The sequence below is a fragment of the Pseudomonas sp. TE3552 genome, assembly GCF_056278945.1.
This window is the reverse complement of the sequence record NZ_JBWBQJ010000001.1, coordinates 1205070-1221917: the sequence shown is the minus strand read 5'-3', so window position 1 is coordinate 1221917 and position 16848 is coordinate 1205070. Positions and strand designations below refer to the sequence as shown.

15 protein-coding genes and 1 pseudogene are annotated in these 16848 nt (G+C 60.0%); 15 read left to right on the top strand and 1 reads right to left on the bottom strand.

Features of this window, described 5'->3' with window-relative positions; all coding sequences use genetic code 11:
* Nucleotides 1-68 precede the first annotated feature (68 nt).
* The 13 genes from ACZ9BB_RS05275 (at nt 69) to nuoN (ending at nt 15007) form a co-directional block, all read left to right on the top strand.
* Nucleotides 69-482 carry an NADH-quinone oxidoreductase subunit A gene (locus ACZ9BB_RS05275; RefSeq protein WP_007905050.1) on the top strand — a complete coding sequence of 138 codons (414 nt, stop codon included), beginning with the start codon at nt 69-71 and terminating at the stop codon, nt 480-482.
* A gap of 10 nt (nt 483-492) precedes the next feature.
* Complete coding sequence (locus ACZ9BB_RS05270) at nt 493-1167, top strand: NuoB/complex I 20 kDa subunit family protein (RefSeq protein ID WP_019689823.1); 675 nt, start codon at nt 493-495, stop codon at nt 1165-1167.
* Nucleotides 1168-1239: 72 nt separating this feature from the next.
* Nucleotides 1240-3024 (top strand): NADH-quinone oxidoreductase subunit C/D, encoded by a 1785-nt coding sequence (gene nuoC, locus ACZ9BB_RS05265; protein WP_476212832.1) that lies wholly within the window; start codon nt 1240-1242, stop codon nt 3022-3024.
* A gap of 2 nt (nt 3025-3026) precedes the next feature.
* Nucleotides 3027-3524, top strand: a complete 498-nt coding sequence (gene nuoE / locus ACZ9BB_RS05260) for an NADH-quinone oxidoreductase subunit NuoE (RefSeq protein ID WP_007905058.1) — start codon at nt 3027-3029, stop codon at nt 3522-3524.
* A complete protein-coding gene (nuoF, locus tag ACZ9BB_RS05255) occupies nt 3521-4876 on the top strand; it encodes an NADH-quinone oxidoreductase subunit NuoF (protein WP_476212831.1) in 1356 nt (451 codons plus the stop codon). Before nuoE ends, nuoF begins: the two co-directional genes overlap by 4 nt.
* Before the next feature lie 137 nt (nt 4877-5013).
* On the top strand, nt 5014-7728 hold the full coding sequence (nuoG, locus tag ACZ9BB_RS05250; RefSeq protein ID WP_476212830.1) for an NADH-quinone oxidoreductase subunit NuoG: 2715 nt from the start codon (nt 5014-5016) through the stop codon (nt 7726-7728).
* Nucleotides 7725-8732, top strand: coding sequence for an NADH-quinone oxidoreductase subunit NuoH (gene nuoH, locus ACZ9BB_RS05245; RefSeq protein WP_074878218.1), 1008 nt, complete (start codon nt 7725-7727; stop codon nt 8730-8732). The genes nuoG and nuoH overlap by 4 nt, the downstream gene beginning before the upstream one ends.
* A 12-nt stretch (nt 8733-8744) precedes the next feature.
* Nucleotides 8745-9290 carry an NADH-quinone oxidoreductase subunit NuoI gene (nuoI, locus tag ACZ9BB_RS05240; protein WP_219847839.1) on the top strand — a complete coding sequence of 182 codons (546 nt, stop codon included), beginning with the start codon at nt 8745-8747 and terminating at the stop codon, nt 9288-9290.
* 9 nt (nt 9291-9299) lie between these two features.
* The gene (gene nuoJ / locus ACZ9BB_RS05235) at nt 9300-9803 is read left to right on the top strand and encodes an NADH-quinone oxidoreductase subunit J (RefSeq protein ID WP_476212829.1); all 504 of its coding nucleotides are present in this window, start codon (nt 9300-9302) and stop codon (nt 9801-9803) included.
* Between the two features lie 2 nt (nt 9804-9805).
* The gene (gene nuoK, locus ACZ9BB_RS05230) at nt 9806-10114 is read left to right on the top strand and encodes an NADH-quinone oxidoreductase subunit NuoK (protein WP_007940879.1); all 309 of its coding nucleotides are present in this window, start codon (nt 9806-9808) and stop codon (nt 10112-10114) included.
* The gene (gene nuoL / locus ACZ9BB_RS05225; protein ID WP_476212828.1) at nt 10111-11964 is read left to right on the top strand and encodes an NADH-quinone oxidoreductase subunit L; all 1854 of its coding nucleotides are present in this window, start codon (nt 10111-10113) and stop codon (nt 11962-11964) included. Before nuoK ends, nuoL begins: the two co-directional genes overlap by 4 nt.
* A gap of 39 nt (nt 11965-12003) precedes the next feature.
* Entirely contained in the window at nt 12004-13536 is a 1533-nt protein-coding gene (gene nuoM / locus ACZ9BB_RS05220) for an NADH-quinone oxidoreductase subunit M (protein WP_476212827.1), read from the top strand.
* A gap of 7 nt (nt 13537-13543) precedes the next feature.
* Nucleotides 13544-15007 (top strand): NADH-quinone oxidoreductase subunit NuoN, encoded by a 1464-nt coding sequence (gene nuoN / locus ACZ9BB_RS05215; protein WP_476212826.1) that lies wholly within the window; start codon nt 13544-13546, stop codon nt 15005-15007.
* 67 nt (nt 15008-15074) lie between these two features.
* Here nuoN and ACZ9BB_RS05210 read toward each other — a convergent pair whose 3' ends face one another.
* Nucleotides 15075-15539 (bottom strand): GNAT family N-acetyltransferase, encoded by a 465-nt coding sequence (locus ACZ9BB_RS05210; RefSeq protein WP_476212825.1) that lies wholly within the window; start codon nt 15537-15539, stop codon nt 15075-15077.
* 327 nt (nt 15540-15866) lie between these two features.
* Here ACZ9BB_RS05210 and ACZ9BB_RS05205 point away from each other — a divergent pair, with 327 nt between their 5' ends.
* Together ACZ9BB_RS05205 and ACZ9BB_RS05200 are read left to right on the top strand one after the other, a co-directional pair.
* Nucleotides 15867-16124: a hypothetical protein gene (locus ACZ9BB_RS05205; protein WP_476212824.1), complete on the top strand. Its 258-nt coding sequence runs from the start codon at nt 15867-15869 to the stop codon at nt 16122-16124.
* 421 nt (nt 16125-16545) lie between these two features.
* Nucleotides 16546-16823, top strand: a pseudogene (locus ACZ9BB_RS05200) (OprD family outer membrane porin); the annotation flags it as partial.
* Nucleotides 16824-16848 lie beyond the last annotated feature (25 nt).

Below are 16848 nucleotides of genomic sequence, written 5' to 3'. Positions count from 1 at the left end.
GACATATCGTCACTGCTTTGTTTCTTTTCAAGCTCAGAGACCTTTGCTCTCTGTTAAGGATTACCAGCATGCCCGAAGCGACCGGACTCATGGCCCATAACTGGGGCTTTGCCATTTTCCTTCTGGGTGTCGGCGGCCTTTGCGCCTTCATGCTCGGCGTCTCCAGCCTCCTCGGGTCAAAAGCCTGGGGCCGCAGCAAAAACGAACCGTTCGAGTCCGGCATGCTACCTACAGGTGGCGCCCGCTTGCGGCTCTCAGCCAAATTCTATCTGGTCGCGATGCTCTTCGTGATCTTCGATATCGAAGCCCTCTTTCTCTTTGCCTGGTCTGTGTCCGTCCGCGAAAGCGGCTGGACCGGATTCGTCGAAGCTCTCGTTTTCATAGCAATTCTGTTGGCAGGTCTTGTCTACCTATTCCGAGTGGGCGCCCTTGACTGGGCTCCGGAAGCTCGTCGTAAGCGGCAAGCGAAGCTGAAACAATGAGGCTTTGGCAATGCAATACAATCTCACCAGGATCGACCCCGATGCTCCTAACGAGCAGTATCCGATTGGCGCACGGGAAACCGTTTCCGATCCGTTAGAAGATCAAGTCCACAAAAACATTTTCATGGGCAAGCTGGAAGACGTGCTCAACGGCACGATCAACTGGGGGCGCAAGAACTCCCTGTGGCCGTATAACTTCGGTCTTTCGTGCTGCTACGTGGAAATGACCACCGCCTTCACGGCGCCCCACGACATCGCGCGCTTTGGCGCCGAGGTTATCCGGGCATCGCCGCGTCAGGCGGATTTCATGGTTATCGCCGGTACCTGCTTCATCAAGATGGCGCCGATCATTCAGCGTCTCTACGAGCAAATGCTCGAACCTAAATGGGTTATCTCCATGGGTTCGTGCGCCAACTCCGGTGGCATGTACGACATCTACTCCGTCGTTCAAGGGGTGGACAAGTTCCTGCCCGTGGACGTCTACGTGCCTGGCTGCCCGCCCCGCCCTGAAGCTTTTCTGCAAGGCTTGATGCTGTTGCAGGAGTCGATTGGCCAGGAGCGTCGCCCACTTTCCTGGGTCGTTGGCGATCAAGGCGTTTACCGCGCCGAGATGCCTTCGCAAAAGGAACAGCGCCGCGAACAGCGTATTCAGGTAACCAACCTGCGCAGCCCCGACGAAGTCTGATCCAGATCTGTTCTTACAAAGAAACGAGAAACTGGCTTCATTCTTTACGTTGACCGAAAGCGATAAATAACCATGACTACAGGCAGTGCTCTGTACATCCCGCCTTATAAGGCAGACGACCAGGATGTGGTCGTCGAATTGAACAACCGTTTTGGCCCGGAGGCGTTCACCGCCCAGCCTACCCGCACCGGCATGCCGGTGCTTTGGGTTGCCCGCGCCAAACTCGTCGAAGTCCTGAGCTTCCTGCGCAACCTGCCCAAGCCGTACGTCATGCTCTATGACCTGCACGGCGTGGACGAGCGTCTGCGCACCAAGCGTCAAGGGCTGCCGAACGGCGTCGACTTCAGTGTGTTCTACCACTTGATGTCGATCGAACGTAATAGTGACGTAATGATCAAGGTCGCCTTGTCCGAGAGCGACCTCAGCGTGCCGTCCGTCACCAGCATCTGGCCGAACGCCAACTGGTACGAGCGTGAAGTGTGGGACATGTACGGCATCAACTTTGCCGGTCACCCGCACCTGACCCGCATCATGATGCCGCCGACCTGGGAAGGTCACCCGTTGCGCAAGGACTTCCCGGCCCGCGCCACCGAATTCGATCCGTTCAGCCTGACCCTGGCCAAGCAACAGCTTGAGGAAGAAGCCGCGCGCTTCAAGCCTGAAGACTGGGGCATGAAGCGTTCTGGGCCGAACGAGGACTACATGTTCCTCAACCTGGGTCCGAACCACCCTTCGGCCCACGGTGCGTTCCGCATCATCCTGCAGCTGGACGGTGAAGAGATCGTCGACTGCGTGCCGGATGTCGGTTACCACCACCGTGGTGCCGAGAAGATGGCCGAGCGTCAGTCCTGGCACAGCTTCATTCCGTACACCGACCGTATCGACTACCTCGGCGGCGTGATGAACAACCTGCCGTACGTACTCTCGGTCGAGAAGCTGGCCGGCATCAAGGTGCCCGAGAAGGTCGACGTCATCCGCATCATGATGGCCGAGTTCTTCCGGATCACCAGCCACCTGCTGTTCCTGGGGACTTACATCCAGGACGTCGGCGCCATGACCCCGGTGTTCTTCACCTTCACCGACCGCCAGAAGGCATACACGGTGATCGAAGCCATTACCGGTTTCCGTCTGCACCCGGCCTGGTACCGCATCGGCGGCGTCGCTCACGACCTGCCGCGCGGCTGGGAAAAACTGGTCAAGGACTTCGTCGAATGGATGCCAAAGCGTCTGGACGAATACCAGAAAGCCGCACTGGACAACAGCATCCTGCGTGGCCGGACCATCGGCGTCGCCGCCTACAACACCAAGGAAGCCCTGGAATGGGGCGTCACCGGTGCAGGCCTGCGTTCGACCGGTTGCAATTTCGACCTGCGTAAAGCACGTCCCTACTCCGGCTACGAGAACTTCGAATTCGAAGTCCCGCTGGCGGCCAATGGCGATGCCTACGACCGTTGCATCGTTCGCGTCGAAGAAATGCGCCAGAGCATCAAGATCATCGAGCAGTGCATGCGCAACATGCCGGAAGGCCCGTACAAGGCGGATCACCCGCTGACCACGCCGCCGCCCAAAGAGCGCACGCTGCAGCACATCGAGACCCTGATCACGCACTTCCTGCAAGTTTCGTGGGGCCCGGTCATGCCGGCCAACGAATCCTTCCAGATGATCGAAGCGACCAAGGGCATCAACAGTTATTACCTGACGAGCGATGGCGGCACCATGAGCTACCGCACCCGGATTCGTACCCCAAGCTTCCCGCACTTGCAGCAGATCCCTTCGGTGATCAAAGGCAGCATGGTCGCGGACTTGATCGCGTACCTGGGTAGTATCGATTTCGTTATGGCCGACGTGGACCGTTAAGCATGAATAGCACGCTTATCCTGACAGACCGTTTCGCCCTGAGCGAAACCGAGCGCTCGGCCATCGAGCACGAGTTGCATCACTACGAAGACCCGCGCGCGGCGTCGATCGAAGCCCTGAAGATCGTCCAGAAGGAACGTGGCTGGGTGCCTGATGGCGCGCTCTACGCCATCGGCGAAATCCTCGGTATCCCGGCCAGCGACGTTGAAGGGGTGGCGACGTTCTATAGCCAGATCTTCCGTCAACCAGTCGGCCGTCACATCATTCGCGTCTGCGACAGCATGGTCTGCTACATCGGCGGCCACGAGTCGGTGGTCAGCGAAATCCAGAGCAAGCTGGGCATCGGCCTGGGTCAGACCACCGCCGACGGTCGTTTCACCCTGCTGCCGGTCTGCTGCCTCGGCAACTGCGACAAGGCGCCGGCGTTGATGATCGACGACGACACGTTCGGTGATGTGCAGCCTGCCGGTGTTGCCAAATTGCTCGAGGGCTACGTATGACCCTGACTTCTTTTGGTCCTGCCAACCGCATCAAGCGTGTCGCAGAGACTCACCCGCTCACCTGGCGTCTGCGTGACGACGGCGAAGCCGTATGGCTCGACGAGTACCAGGCCAAGAACGGTTACGCCGCTGCGCGCAAGGCCTTCGCCGACATGGCCCAGGACGATATCGTCCAGACCGTGAAAGACTCCGGCCTCAAGGGCCGCGGTGGTGCAGGCTTCCCCACGGGCGTGAAGTGGGGCCTGATGCCCAAGGACGAATCCATCAACATCCGCTACCTGCTGTGCAACGCGGATGAAATGGAGCCGAACACCTGGAAAGACCGCATGCTGATGGAGCAACTGCCCCATCTGCTGATCGAAGGCATGCTGATCAGTGCCCGCGCGCTGAAAACCTACCGTGGCTACATCTTCCTGCGTGGCGAATACACCACCGCCGCCAAGCACCTCAACCGTGCCGTGGAAGAAGCCAAGGCAGCGGGCCTGCTGGGTAAAAACATCCTGGGCAGCGGCTTCGATTTCGAGCTGTTCGTCCACACCGGTGCCGGGCGTTACATCTGCGGTGAAGAAACCGCGCTGATCAACTCCCTGGAAGGTCGCCGCGCCAACCCGCGCTCCAAGCCGCCCTTCCCTGCCGCCGTGGGCGTGTGGGGCAAGCCGACCTGCGTGAACAACGTCGAAACCCTGTGCAACGTGCCGGCGATCATTGCCGACGGTGTGGACTGGTACAAATCGTTGGCCCGTGAAGGCAGCGAAGACATGGGCACAAAGCTCATGGGCTTCTCCGGCAAGGTCAAGAACCCGGGCCTGTGGGAATTGCCGTTCGGCGTCACCGGTCGCGAGTTGTTCGAAGACTACGCCGGCGGCATGCGCGACGGTTACAAGCTCAAGTGCTGGCAGCCAGGCGGCGCCGGTACCGGTTTCCTGTTGCCGGAACACCTGGACGCACAAATGTACGCCGGCGGCATCGCCAAGGTGGGCACCCGTATGGGTACCGGCCTGGCCATGGCGGTGGACGACAGCGTCAACATGGTGTCGTTGCTGCGCAACATGGAAGAGTTCTTTGCCCGTGAATCGTGCGGCTTCTGCACCCCGTGCCGTGACGGTCTGCCGTGGAGCGTCAAGCTGCTGCGTGCGATCGAGAACGGTGAAGGGCAATCCGGCGATATCGAGACCCTGCTGGGTCTGGTCGGTTTCCTCGGCCCAGGCAAGACCTTCTGTGCTCACGCGCCGGGTGCCGTGGAACCGTTGGGCAGTGCCATCAAATACTTCCGTCCAGAGTTCGAAGCCGGCATCGCGCCTACCCGCGCCGTCGTCCCGCCTCTGGCAAAGCCGATCGTAGTCGGCGCTTAACGCTTTAAAAAAGGCGAACGGTCCGTGCCGTTCGCCTTTCGTCCGATGACGCCTTTCGAGGCTGTTTGGATTTGGACGGATAACAAGATTCCATTAGCCACGCCCGCTGACACCGGGCCAACGAAGAACTTTGAACCATGGCCACTATCCACGTAGACGGCAAAGAGCTCGAAGTCGATGGGGCAGACAACCTGTTACAGGCATGTCTGTCACTAGGCCTCGACATCCCTTATTTCTGCTGGCACCCAGCCCTGGGCAGCGTTGGCGCTTGCCGCCAGTGCGCGGTCAAGCAGTACACCGACGAGAACGACAAGCGTGGTCGGATCGTCATGTCCTGCATGACCCCTGCCACCGACGGCAGCTGGATCTCCATCGACGACGAAGAAGCGAAAGTGTTTCGCGCAAGCGTCGTTGAATGGCTGATGACCAACCACCCCCACGACTGCCCGGTCTGTGAGGAAGGCGGTCACTGCCACCTGCAAGACATGACCGTGATGACTGGCCACAACGAGCGCCGTTATCGCTTCACCAAGCGTACTCACCAGAACCAGCAACTGGGCCCGTTCATTTCCCACGAAATGAACCGCTGCATCGCCTGCTATCGCTGCGTGCGCTTCTATAAAGACTACGCTGGCGGCACCGACCTTGGCGTGTTCGGCGCCCACGACAACGTTTACTTCGGTCGCGTTGAAGACGGCACCCTGGAAAGCGAGTTCTCCGGCAACCTCACCGAGGTCTGCCCGACCGGTGTGTTCACCGACAAGACTCACTCCGAGCGCTACAACCGTAAGTGGGACATGCAGTTCTCGCCGAGCATCTGCCATGGCTGCTCCAGCGGTTGCAACATCTCCCCGGGCGAGCGTTACGGCGAACTGCGTCGCATCGAAAACCGTTTCAACGGTTCGGTAAACCAATACTTCCTGTGCGACCGTGGCCGTTTCGGCTATGGCTACGTCAACCGCAAGGATCGCCCGCGTCAGCCACTGCTGGCCAACGGCGCGAAACTGGGCCTGGACGAAGCACTGGATAAAGCCGCCGACCTGCTGCGCGGCCGCAATATCGTTGGTATCGGTTCGCCGCGCGCCAGCCTCGAAAGCAACTACGCGCTGCTTGAACTGGTCGGCGCCGAGTACTTCTACTCCGGTATCGAAGCCTCTGAGCTGGAACGCATTCGTCTGGTTGCACAGGTGCTCAAAGACAGCCCGCTGCCGATCCCGAACATGCGCGACATCGAAGATCACGATGCGATTTTCGTCCTCGGCGAAGACCTGACCCAGACTGCTGCGCGCATGGCCCTGGCCCTGCGTCAATCGGTCAAGGGCAAGGCCGAAGACATGGCCGACGCCATGCGCGTTCAGCCATGGCTCGACGCCGCGGTGAAGAACATCGGCCAGCACGAGCTGAACCCGCTGTTCATCGCCAGCCTGGCTGAAACCAAGCTCGACGACGTGGCCGAAGAATGCGTTCACGCTGCTCCAGACGACCTGGCCCGCATCGGTTTCGCCGTGGCTCACGCCCTCGACGCCAGCGCCCCAGCTGTTGAAGGCCTGGACGCTGAAGCCGTTGAACTGGCCCAACGCATCGCCAATGCCCTGCTGGCTGCCAAGCGTCCGCTGATCATTGCCGGTACCTCGCTGGGTTCCAAGGCGTTGATCGAAGCGGCGGCGAACATTGCCAAAGCCCTCAAGCTGCGCGAGAAGAACGGTTCCATCAGCCTGATCGTGCCAGAGGCCAACAGCCTCGGCCTGGCCATGCTCGGCGGCAACTCGGTCGACGAAGCACTGCAAGCCGTGATCTCTGGCCGTGCCGACGCCATCGTGGTGCTGGAAAACGATCTGTACACCCGTACCGACAAAGCCCTTGTCGATGCGGCCCTGAACGCCGCGAAAGTGCTGATCGTGGCGGACCATCAGAAGACCGCCACCAGCGATCGCGCGCACCTGGTGCTGCCAGCGGCCAGCTTCGCTGAAGGCGACGGTACGCTGGTCAGCCAGGAAGGCCGCGCCCAGCGTTTCTTCCAGGTCTTCGACCCGACTTACCTCGATGCGAGCATCCTGGTTCACGAAGGCTGGCGCTGGCTGCATGCCCTGCGTTCGACCCTGCTGAACCAACCGATCGACTGGACCCAACTGGACCACGTCACCGCGGCCTGCGCTGCAAGCAAGCCGCAACTGGCCGGTATCGTCAATGCCGCACCGTCCGCTTCGTTCCGCATCAAAGGCCTGAAACTGGCTCGCGAACCGCTGCGTTACAGCGGCCGGACCGCCATGCGCGCCGACATCAGCGTGCACGAACCGCGTACTTCCCAGGACAACGACACCGCGTTCTCGTTCTCCATGGAAGGTTACTCGGGCTCGGTCGAACCGCGTCAGCAAGTACCATTCGCCTGGTCACCGGGCTGGAACTCGCCGCAAGCCTGGAACAAGTTCCAGGACGAAGTCGGTGGTCACATCCGTGCGGGCGACCCGGGCACTCGCCTGATCGAAAGCACCGGTGATTCGCTGAACTGGTTCGCCAGTGTTCCGCGCGCGTTCAACCCTGCTCCCGGCACCTGGCAGGTCGTGCCGTTCTTCCACCTGTTCGGCAGCGAAGAGAACTCGTCCAAAGCCGCGCCGGTGCAGGAACGCATTCCCGCCGCCTACGTGTCGTTGGCCAAGTCCGAAGCCGATCGCCTGGGTGTCAATGACGGTGCCCTGCTGAGCCTGAACGTAGCCGGCCAGACCTTGCGTCTGCCACTGCGCATCAACGAAGAGCTGGGTGCCGGTCTGGTCGCATTGCCGGCCGGTATCGCTGGCATTCCGCCGGCGATCTTTGGCAAATCCGTTGACGGTCTGCAGGAGGCAGCACTATGACCTGGTTCACTCCTGAAGTGATCGATGTGATCATCGCGGTCCTCAAGGCCATCGTGATTCTGCTCGCCGTCGTGGTGTGCGGCGCGCTGCTGAGCTGGGTCGAGCGTCGTTTGCTCGCCCTCTGGCAGGACCGTTACGGTCCGAACCGCGTCGGCCCGTTCGGCGCGTTCCAGATCGCGGCCGACATGATCAAGATGTTCTTCAAGGAAGACTGGACCCCGCCGTTCGCCGACAAAGTGATCTTCACGTTGGCGCCGGTCGTGGCCATGAGCGCCTTGCTGATTGCCTTCGCGATCATCCCGATCACTCCGACCTGGGGTGTGGCGGATATCAACATCGGCATCCTGTTCTTCTTCGCCATGGCCGGTCTGTCGGTCTACGCGGTGCTGTTCGCCGGCTGGTCGAGCAACAACAAGTTCGCCCTGCTGGGCAGCTTGCGGGCCTCGGCACAAACCGTGTCGTACGAAGTGTTCATGGGCCTGTCGCTGATGGGCATCGTGATCCAGGTTGGCTCGTTCAACATGCGTGACATCGTTGAATACCAAGCGCAGAACATGTGGTTCATCATTCCGCAGATCTTCGGTTTCCTGACCTTCTTCATCGCTGGCGTCGCCGTGACTCACCGTCACCCGTTCGACCAGCCGGAAGCGGAACAGGAACTGGCTGACGGTTACCACATTGAATACGCCGGCATGAAATGGGGCATGTTCTTCGTTGGTGAGTACATTGGCATCGTGTTGATTTCGGCGCTGCTGGTGACCTTGTTCTTCGGTGGCTGGCACGGTCCGTTCGGCATTCTGCCGCAGATCCCGTTCATCTGGTTCGCACTGAAAACCGCGTTCTTCATCATGTTCTTCATCCTGCTGCGCGCCTCGATTCCGCGCCCACGGTATGACCAAGTGATGGATTTCAGCTGGAAGTTCTGCCTGCCGCTGACCCTCGTCAACATGCTGGTGACCGCTGCGATCGTGTTGCTCAACACGCCCGCCGTCGCGGCTCAGTGAGGATAGAGAATCATGAAGTACATTTTTGACATCGTGCATGGCTTCTTCACCCAGCTTCGCAGCCTGGTGATGATTTTCGGCCACGCCTTCCGCAAGCGCGACACGCTGCAGTACCCGGAAGAAGCCGTGTACCTGCCGCCGCGTTTCCGTGGCCGTATCGTCCTGACCCGCGACCCCGACGGCGAAGAGCGTTGTGTAGCCTGTAACCTGTGCGCCGTGGCGTGCCCGGTCGGTTGCATCTCGCTGCAGAAAGCTGAAACCGAAGACGGTCGCTGGTACCCGGACTTCTTCCGCATCAACTTCTCGCGCTGCATTTTCTGCGGCCTCTGCGAGGAAGCCTGCCCGACCACCGCGATCCAGCTGACACCGGATTTCGAAATGGCCGAGTTCAAACGTCAGGACCTGGTTTACGAGAAAGAAGATCTGCTGATCTCCGGCCCCGGCAAAAACCCTGATTACAACTTCTATCGTGTTGCAGGTATGGCGATTGCCGGTAAGCCAAAAGGCGCCGCGCAGAATGAAGCCGAACCGATCAACGTGAAGAGCTTGCTGCCTTAAGGAAGAAAGATGGAATTCGCTTTCTATTTCGCATCGGGTATCGCTGTTGTGTCCACGCTTCGCGTGATCACCAACACCAACCCCGTGCACGCCCTGCTCTACCTGATCATTTCGCTGATCGCCGTGGCCATGACGTTCTTCGCCCTTGGCGCACCGTTTGCCGGTGTACTGGAAGTGATCGCCTACGCCGGCGCCATCATGGTGCTGTTCGTGTTCGTGGTGATGATGCTGAACCTGGGCCCGGCCTCGGTTCAGCAAGAGCGCGTCTGGCTCAAGCCCGGTATCTGGGCGGGCCCGGTTGCACTCGGCGCCCTGCTGCTGGCTGAACTGCTGTATGTGCTGTTCAGCCATTCCAGCGGTCAGGCCATCGGCCACACCACCGTAGACGCCAAGGCCGTGGGCATCAGCCTGTTCGGTCCTTATCTGCTGGTGGTCGAACTCGCCTCGATGCTGCTGCTCGCCGCAGCCGTCACGGCGTTCCACTTGGGCCGTAACGAAGCCAAGGAGCAATGACGATGCCTGCTATCCCTTTGGAGCATGGTCTGGCGGTCGCCGGCATCCTGTTCTGCCTCGGTCTGGTCGGCCTGATGGTCCGGCGCAACATTCTCTTCGTGCTGATGAGCCTGGAGGTCATGATGAATGCCTCCGCGTTGGCGTTCATCGTCGCCGGTAGCCGCTGGGCGCAGCCGGATGGACAGATCATGTTCATCCTGGTGATCAGCCTTGCAGCCGCCGAGGCCAGTATTGGCCTGGCGATTCTGTTGCAGCTGTATCGCCGCTTCCACACTCTCGATATCGACGCTGCCAGCGAGATGCGCGGATGAACCTTCTCTATTTGACTTTCCTGTTCCCCCTGATCGGTTTTGTGCTGCTGGCGTTCTCCCGGGGACGCCTCTCGGAAAACCTCTCGGCGCTGATCGGTGTCGGTTCCATCGGCCTGTCGGCAATCGTCGCGGCCTATGTGATCTGGCAGTTCAATGTTGCGCCACCGCAAGGTGGTCACTACACCCAGATGCTGTGGCAATGGATGGCGGTGGAAGGCTTTACGCCGACCTTCACCCTCTACCTGGACGGCCTGTCCGTGACCATGCTCGGCGTGGTGGTGGGCGTGGGCTTCCTGATCCACCTGTTCGCGTCCTGGTACATGCGTGGTGAAGCCGGCTACTCGCGCTTCTTCGCCTACACCAACTTGTTTATCGCCAGCATGCTGTTCCTGGTCCTGGCCGATAACCTGTTGTTCGTGTACTTCGGCTGGGAAGGCGTGGGCCTGTGCTCGTACCTGTTGATCGGTTTCTACTACAGCAACCGCAACAACGGTAACGCGGCACTCAAAGCCTTCATCGTGACCCGCGTCGGCGACGTGTTCATGGCCATCGGCCTGTTCATCCTGTTCCAACAGTTGGGCACGCTGAATATCCAGGAACTGCTGGTCAAGGCGCCTGAGCACTTCAAGGCCGGTGACTTCTGGATCGTTCTGGCGACCCTGATGCTGCTGGGCGGCGCTGTCGGTAAATCCGCGCAGCTGCCGCTGCAAACCTGGCTGGCGGATGCGATGGCCGGCCCGACTCCGGTCTCGGCACTGATCCACGCCGCGACCATGGTGACCGCCGGTGTCTACCTGATCGCCCGTACCCACGGCCTGTTCGCACTGGCGCCGGATATCCTGCACCTGGTAGGTGTCGTGGGTGGCGTGACGCTGGTGCTGGCAGGTTTTGCCGCACTGGTTCAGACCGACATCAAACGTATCCTCGCCTACTCGACCATGAGCCAGATCGGCTACATGTTCCTGGCACTCGGCGTAGGCGCATGGGATGGCGCGATCTTCCACCTGATGACCCACGCTTTCTTCAAGGCGCTGCTGTTCCTTGCATCCGGTGCGGTGATCGTTGCCTGCCACCACGAGCAGAACATCTTCAAGATGGGCGGCCTGTGGAAGAAGCTGCCACTGGCCTACGCCAGCTTCATCGTCGGCGGCGCAGCCCTGGCGGCCTTGCCTCTGGTGACCGCGGGCTTCTACTCCAAGGATGAAATCCTCTGGGAAGCGTTCGCCAGCGGTAACGAAGGCCTGCTGTATGCCGGTCTGGTCGGTGCCTTCATGACCTCGCTGTACACCTTCCGCCTGATCTTCATCACGTTCCACGGTGAAGCGAAGACCGAAGCGCACGCTGGTCACGGTATCGCTCACTGGCTGCCACTGTCGGTGCTGATCGTGCTGTCGACGTTCGTCGGCGCGATGATCGTTCCACCGCTGCACGGTGTGTTGCCGGAAAGCGTCGGCCATGCCGGCGGCGAAGCCAAGCACAGCCTGGAAATCGCTTCGGGCGCCATCGCCCTGTCCGGTATCCTGCTGGCCGCGCTGCTGTTCCTCGGCAAGCGTCGTTTCGTCACGGCCATCGCCAACAGCGGCATCGGCCGCTTCCTTTCGGCCTGGTGGTTCGCTGCCTGGGGCTTCGACTGGATCTACGACAAACTGTTCGTCAAGCCATACCTTGCGATCAGCCACATTCTGCGCAAAGACCCGCTCGACCAGACCATCGGTCTGATCCCGCGTATGGCCAAAGGCGGTCACACCGCCCTGAGCCGCACCGAGACCGGTCAACTGCGTTGGTATGCCGCCTCGATGGCTGCTGGTGCCGTGCTGGTAATCGGCGCCGTCGTGCTGGTAGCGGTCTGATATGAACCTTGCGAACTTGCGAAAGGAAACGAGCCCGTCATGATTCTGCCCTGGCTAATCCTGATCCCCTTCATCGGCGGCCTGCTGTGCTGGATGGGTGAGCGCTTCGGCGCCACCCTCCCCCGCTGGATTGCGCTGATCACCATGTCCCTGCTGCTCTCCCTCGGCCTCTGGCTGTGGGCCAACGGTGACTATTCATTTGCACCGGCGCCTGGCGCCGATCCGACCTGGGCGATTGAGTTCAAGCACGTCTGGATCCAGCGCTTTGGCATCAACGTGCACCTGGCCCTCGACGGCCTGTCGCTGTTGATGATCCTGCTGACCGGCCTGCTGGGTGTCCTCTCGGTACTCTGCTCGTGGAAAGAGATCCAGCGTCACGTGGGCTTCTTCCACCTGAACCTGATGTGGATCCTGGGCGGTGTCGTCGGCGTGTTCCTCGCCCTCGACCTGTTCATGTTCTTCTTCTTCTGGGAAATGATGCTGGTGCCGATGTACTTCCTCATCGCGCTCTGGGGTCACAGTTCTTCGGACGGCAAGAAAACCCGGATCTACGCGGCGACCAAGTTCTTCATCTTCACTCAGGCTTCCGGCCTGATCATGTTGGTGGCGATCCTGGGCCTGGTACTGGTCAACTTCAACGACACCGGCGTGATCACGTTCAACTACGCCGATCTGTTGAAAACCAAGATGTCGCAGACCACCGAGTACATCCTGATGCTCGGCTTCTTCATCGCCTTCGCGGTCAAGCTGCCCGTGGTGCCGTTTCACTCCTGGTTGCCTGACGCTCACGCCCAGGCACCGACCGCGGGTTCCGTGGACCTGGCCGGTATCTTGCTGAAGACCGCGGCGTATGGCCTGCTGCGTTTCGCCCTGCCGCTGTTCCCGAATGCCTCGGCCGAGTTCGCGCCGTTCGCCATGACCCTGGGTCTGATCGGGATCTTCTACGGTGCGTTCCTGGCTTTCGCACAAACCGACATCAAGCGTCTGATCGCCTTCTCGTCCGTTTCCCACATGGGCTTCGTACTGATCGGCATCTACTCCGGTAGCCAACTGGCGCTGCAGGGCGCAGTGATGCAGATGCTGGCTCACGGTCTGTCGGCCGCGGCACTCTTTATCCTCTCCGGTCAGCTGTACGAGCGCACCCACACCCGGGATATGCGTGAGATGGGTGGTCTGTGGTCGAAGATCGCCTACCTGCCGGCCCTCAGCCTGTTCTTCGCCGCCGCATCGCTGGGCTTGCCGGCCACCGGTAACTTTGTCGGTGAGTTCCTGATCCTGATCGGCACCTTCGCCAGCGCGCCATGGGTCACCGTGATCGCCACATCCGGCCTGGTGTTCGGTTCGGTCTACTCGCTGATCATGGTCCACCGTGCCTTCTTCGGCCCGTCCAAATCGGACGCGGTGCTGCATGGCATGGACGGTCGCGAACTGATCATGGTGGTTGGGCTTGCGGCACTGCTGCTTTACATCGGCGTGTACCCGCAACCGTTCCTCGACACCTCTGCCGCGACGATGCATGGCGTGCAGCAGTGGCTCGGCACCGCCTTCACTCAACTCGCTTCGGCCCGGTAAGAGCGCTATGGAATTCACGACTCAACACTTTATCGCGCTTGCGCCGTTGTTGATCACCAGCGCCACGATCATCGTGGTGATGCTGGCTATCGCATGGCGCCGCAACCACTCACAGACCTTCCTGCTGTCGGTGGCAGGTCTGAACCTGGCGTTGCTATCGATCCTGCCAGCCCTGAAAGTCGCGCCACTGGCCGTGACTCCATTGCTGCAGATCGACACCTTCGCCTGCCTGTACATGGCGCTGATCCTGGTCGCCACCCTCGCCTGTGTAACCCTCGCCCACGCCTACCTGGGCGATGGCGGTTCGGGCTACCCGGGCAACCGTGAAGAACTTTACCTGCTGATCCTGATGTCCGCCGCCGGTGGCCTGGTGCTGGTCAGCGCGCAGCATCTGGCCGGCTTGTTCGTCGGTCTGGAACTGCTCTCGGTACCGGTCTACGGTCTGGTGGCTTATGCCTTCTTCAATAAGCGCTCGCTGGAAGCCGGTATCAAGTACATGGTGCTGTCGGCCGCCGGTTCCGCGTTCCTGTTGTTCGGCATGGCCCTGCTCTACGCCGAATCCGGCAGCCTGAGCTTCAACGGCATCGGTCAGGCCCTGGCGGCCACTGGCCTGCCAAGCTCGATTGCACAACTGGGCCTGGGCATGATGCTGATCGGCCTGGCGTTCAAACTGTCGCTGGTACCGTTCCACCTCTGGACCCCGGACGTTTACGAAGGGGCTCCGGCTCCGGTGGCAGCGTTCCTGGCCACCGCTTCGAAAGTGGCGGTGTTCGCGGTAATGGTGCGTCTGTTCCAGATCTCGCCAGCGGCGAGCAGTGGTGTGCTGAGCAACGTGCTGACCATCATCGCCATTGCGTCGATCCTGTTCGGTAACCTGCTGGCACTGACCCAGAGCAACCTCAAGCGCCTGCTGGGTTACTCGTCCATCGCTCACTTCGGTTACCTGCTGATCGCCCTGGTGGCGAGCAAAGGCCTGGCCGTGGAAGCCATCGGCGTGTACCTGGTCACCTACGTGATCACCAGCCTCGGCGCGTTCGGCGTGATCACCCTGATGTCCTCGCCATACAATGGCCGTGACGCCGATGCCCTGTACGAATACCGCGGCCTGTTCTGGCGCCGTCCGTACCTGACCGCCGTGCTGACCGTGATGATGCTGTCCCTGGCCGGCATCCCACTGACCGCGGGCTTCATCGGCAAGTTCTACATCATCGCTACCGGCGTCGAGTCGCACCAATGGTGGCTGGTCGGCTCCCTGGTACTGGGCAGCGCCATCGGCGTCTTCTACTACCTGCGCGTCATGGTCACCCTGTACCTGATGGAACCGAACCTGCGTCGCCATGATGCGCAACTGCACTGGGAACAACGTGCAGGCGGCGTGATGCTGCTGGCGATTGCCGTACTGGCGTTCTTCCTCGGCCTGTACCCACAGCCGCTGTTGAACCTGGTTCAGCAATCGGGGTTGGCGGGTTGATCGCGTAAGCGATACTCGGTAGAAAACAGAAACGGCACCTTCGGGTGCCGTTTTTGTTTTTGGGCCATTAGAGTTTTTTCACCATCGGCACGCAGGCCAGTTGCAGACCTGAAGGTGATTGGTAAATCGCACTCCCCTCCCCGATGTATCCGCAGCGTCTATAGAAATCGGCGGCATTCAACGTCGCATCAAGACACACCTCGGTCAGCCCCAAATCCCGCGCCCGATCTTCAAGAAAACACAAAACACGCTTGCCCAGCCCGCGCCGCATGAAATCCGGGCGAATGAAGATTGCGCCGATTTCACGGTGCTCCAGATCGAGCATGCCGGTCGCCACGGGCTCGCACTCAACGCAGCCCAGATAGAAGTGCTTCTCCATCAGCGTGTCGTAGCCGTCTTCGGCCGAGCCTTTGGTCCAGTCGAGCATTTGCTGTTCGCTGTAGGCACCGATGCATTGATGTCGAATAGCTAACCGACGGATATCAAATGCAACCTGGGCGTCGCTTGGGGTGGATCTTCTAATCTCGAACATATCTCTCTCCATGAGCCATGTACGGACAGGGCATGAAAAAGCCCCGTCCATCTCTGGCGGGGCTTTGGGTACACGTCAAATGACAAACACGTATGACCTTATGGCCCGCCGGAAGCGGTCATAGAGGAGCACATCATAGTCATTCGATATTGGGTATTCATGGCTGGATAGTGCTGTGGATTGTTCCGACACGTCAATCGAAGCCGCCAAATGCGACTGGCGCCTACATTGGAATGGTGTGCGCTCTGTAGGAGATGCCGCAGGCTGCGATCTTTTGATCTTTAATGCCCTCTCCTTTCTAGGAATTTGCCTGCAAAGCGTTGAGCAATGGCTGACATTCCGCAGAAGGCATTTGCCGCTAAATTTGAAGATCACCTGTCGAGTGGAAATCCAAGAACCATGAAGCGGACTATTTTTTTAGAGTTGATGGATGGCCTCGATGCGTTAGCCAAAGAACGCCGAGGCAAAATCACCTTGAAAAAAACGCGTGTTAAACGGATCGGTGCCATGAAGGGTAAACTCGTTTTTCCAAATGACATCGATACCTCTCTGTCAGACAACCAGCTAGATACCTACGAAAGGTAGAAGCCACATCTGCGCACATGGATCTATCAGACCCACCCTGACCAATGTGGGAGCGAGCCTGCTCCGGTGGCGTCGATATGTTCAACATCGTCATTGCCTGACATTCCGCTATCGCGAGCAGGCTCACTCCTACAAGTTGTGTGCCGCTCGCTAATTCTGTGGCCACCCCGGATCACTGTGGGAGCGTGGCTTGTCCGCGAAGACGTCGGGTCAGTCGACATCATCATTGCCTGATACTCCGTATTCGCGAGCAAGCTCGTTCCCACAGGTTTCAGAGGTGCACCCGCATGGCTTGGCGTCCCAGCCACATGACGAAATTGTAATTCCCGCCTCACCTTGGTGTTATCCGCAGCTTGCAACGATGTCACCCGGCGACCATGCCGGCAGGCCCTTGCCCGCCGAACAATAAAACCCACTCCGAAGCACGTTCGAATCCGGCTTTACCCAAGGCACTGTCGGGGTCGGTGTGGATGCATTTGCAATGATCGGCTTGAAGCTCGATACCGGTGACCGGCGCAACGGTGGCCATAGTTCGTTTGATGTGATGCCAGTCGACAGTGATGGCCAAGCACGGGACGAATACACCAAGGTCGGTGGCGCTGCCAAAGTGCGTGCCTTGATACGGTGGTGAAGGTCGGCGACATGTTCCTCACCAACCCGGTAGTTGCGGCAGGTGACTTCCGACTATTGCCGGAAGCTTCCGGGATGTCAGAGAGTGTCAGTT

Excerpts from the sequence above, each read along its gene's own strand:
- ACZ9BB_RS05275 (WP_007905050.1), top strand. The coding sequence starts at position 69 with ATGCCCGAAGCGACCGGACTCATGGCCCATAACTGGGGCTTTGCCATT.
- ACZ9BB_RS05270 (WP_019689823.1), top strand. The coding sequence starts at position 493 with ATGCAATACAATCTCACCAGGATCGACCCCGATGCTCCTAACGAGCAG.
- nuoC (WP_476212832.1), top strand. The coding sequence starts at position 1,240 with ATGACTACAGGCAGTGCTCTGTACATCCCGCCTTATAAGGCAGACGAC.
- nuoE (WP_007905058.1), top strand. The coding sequence starts at position 3,027 with ATGAATAGCACGCTTATCCTGACAGACCGTTTCGCCCTGAGCGAAACC.
- nuoF (WP_476212831.1), top strand. The coding sequence starts at position 3,521 with ATGACCCTGACTTCTTTTGGTCCTGCCAACCGCATCAAGCGTGTCGCA.
- nuoG (WP_476212830.1), top strand. The coding sequence starts at position 5,014 with ATGGCCACTATCCACGTAGACGGCAAAGAGCTCGAAGTCGATGGGGCA.
- nuoH (WP_074878218.1), top strand. The coding sequence starts at position 7,725 with ATGACCTGGTTCACTCCTGAAGTGATCGATGTGATCATCGCGGTCCTC.
- nuoI (WP_219847839.1), top strand. The coding sequence starts at position 8,745 with ATGAAGTACATTTTTGACATCGTGCATGGCTTCTTCACCCAGCTTCGC.
- nuoJ (WP_476212829.1), top strand. The coding sequence starts at position 9,300 with ATGGAATTCGCTTTCTATTTCGCATCGGGTATCGCTGTTGTGTCCACG.
- nuoK (WP_007940879.1), top strand. The coding sequence starts at position 9,806 with ATGCCTGCTATCCCTTTGGAGCATGGTCTGGCGGTCGCCGGCATCCTG.
- nuoL (WP_476212828.1), top strand. The coding sequence starts at position 10,111 with ATGAACCTTCTCTATTTGACTTTCCTGTTCCCCCTGATCGGTTTTGTG.
- nuoM (WP_476212827.1), top strand. The coding sequence starts at position 12,004 with ATGATTCTGCCCTGGCTAATCCTGATCCCCTTCATCGGCGGCCTGCTG.
- nuoN (WP_476212826.1), top strand. The coding sequence starts at position 13,544 with ATGGAATTCACGACTCAACACTTTATCGCGCTTGCGCCGTTGTTGATC.
- ACZ9BB_RS05210 (WP_476212825.1), bottom strand. The coding sequence starts at position 15,539 with ATGTTCGAGATTAGAAGATCCACCCCAAGCGACGCCCAGGTTGCATTT.
- ACZ9BB_RS05205 (WP_476212824.1), top strand. The coding sequence starts at position 15,867 with ATGGCTGACATTCCGCAGAAGGCATTTGCCGCTAAATTTGAAGATCAC.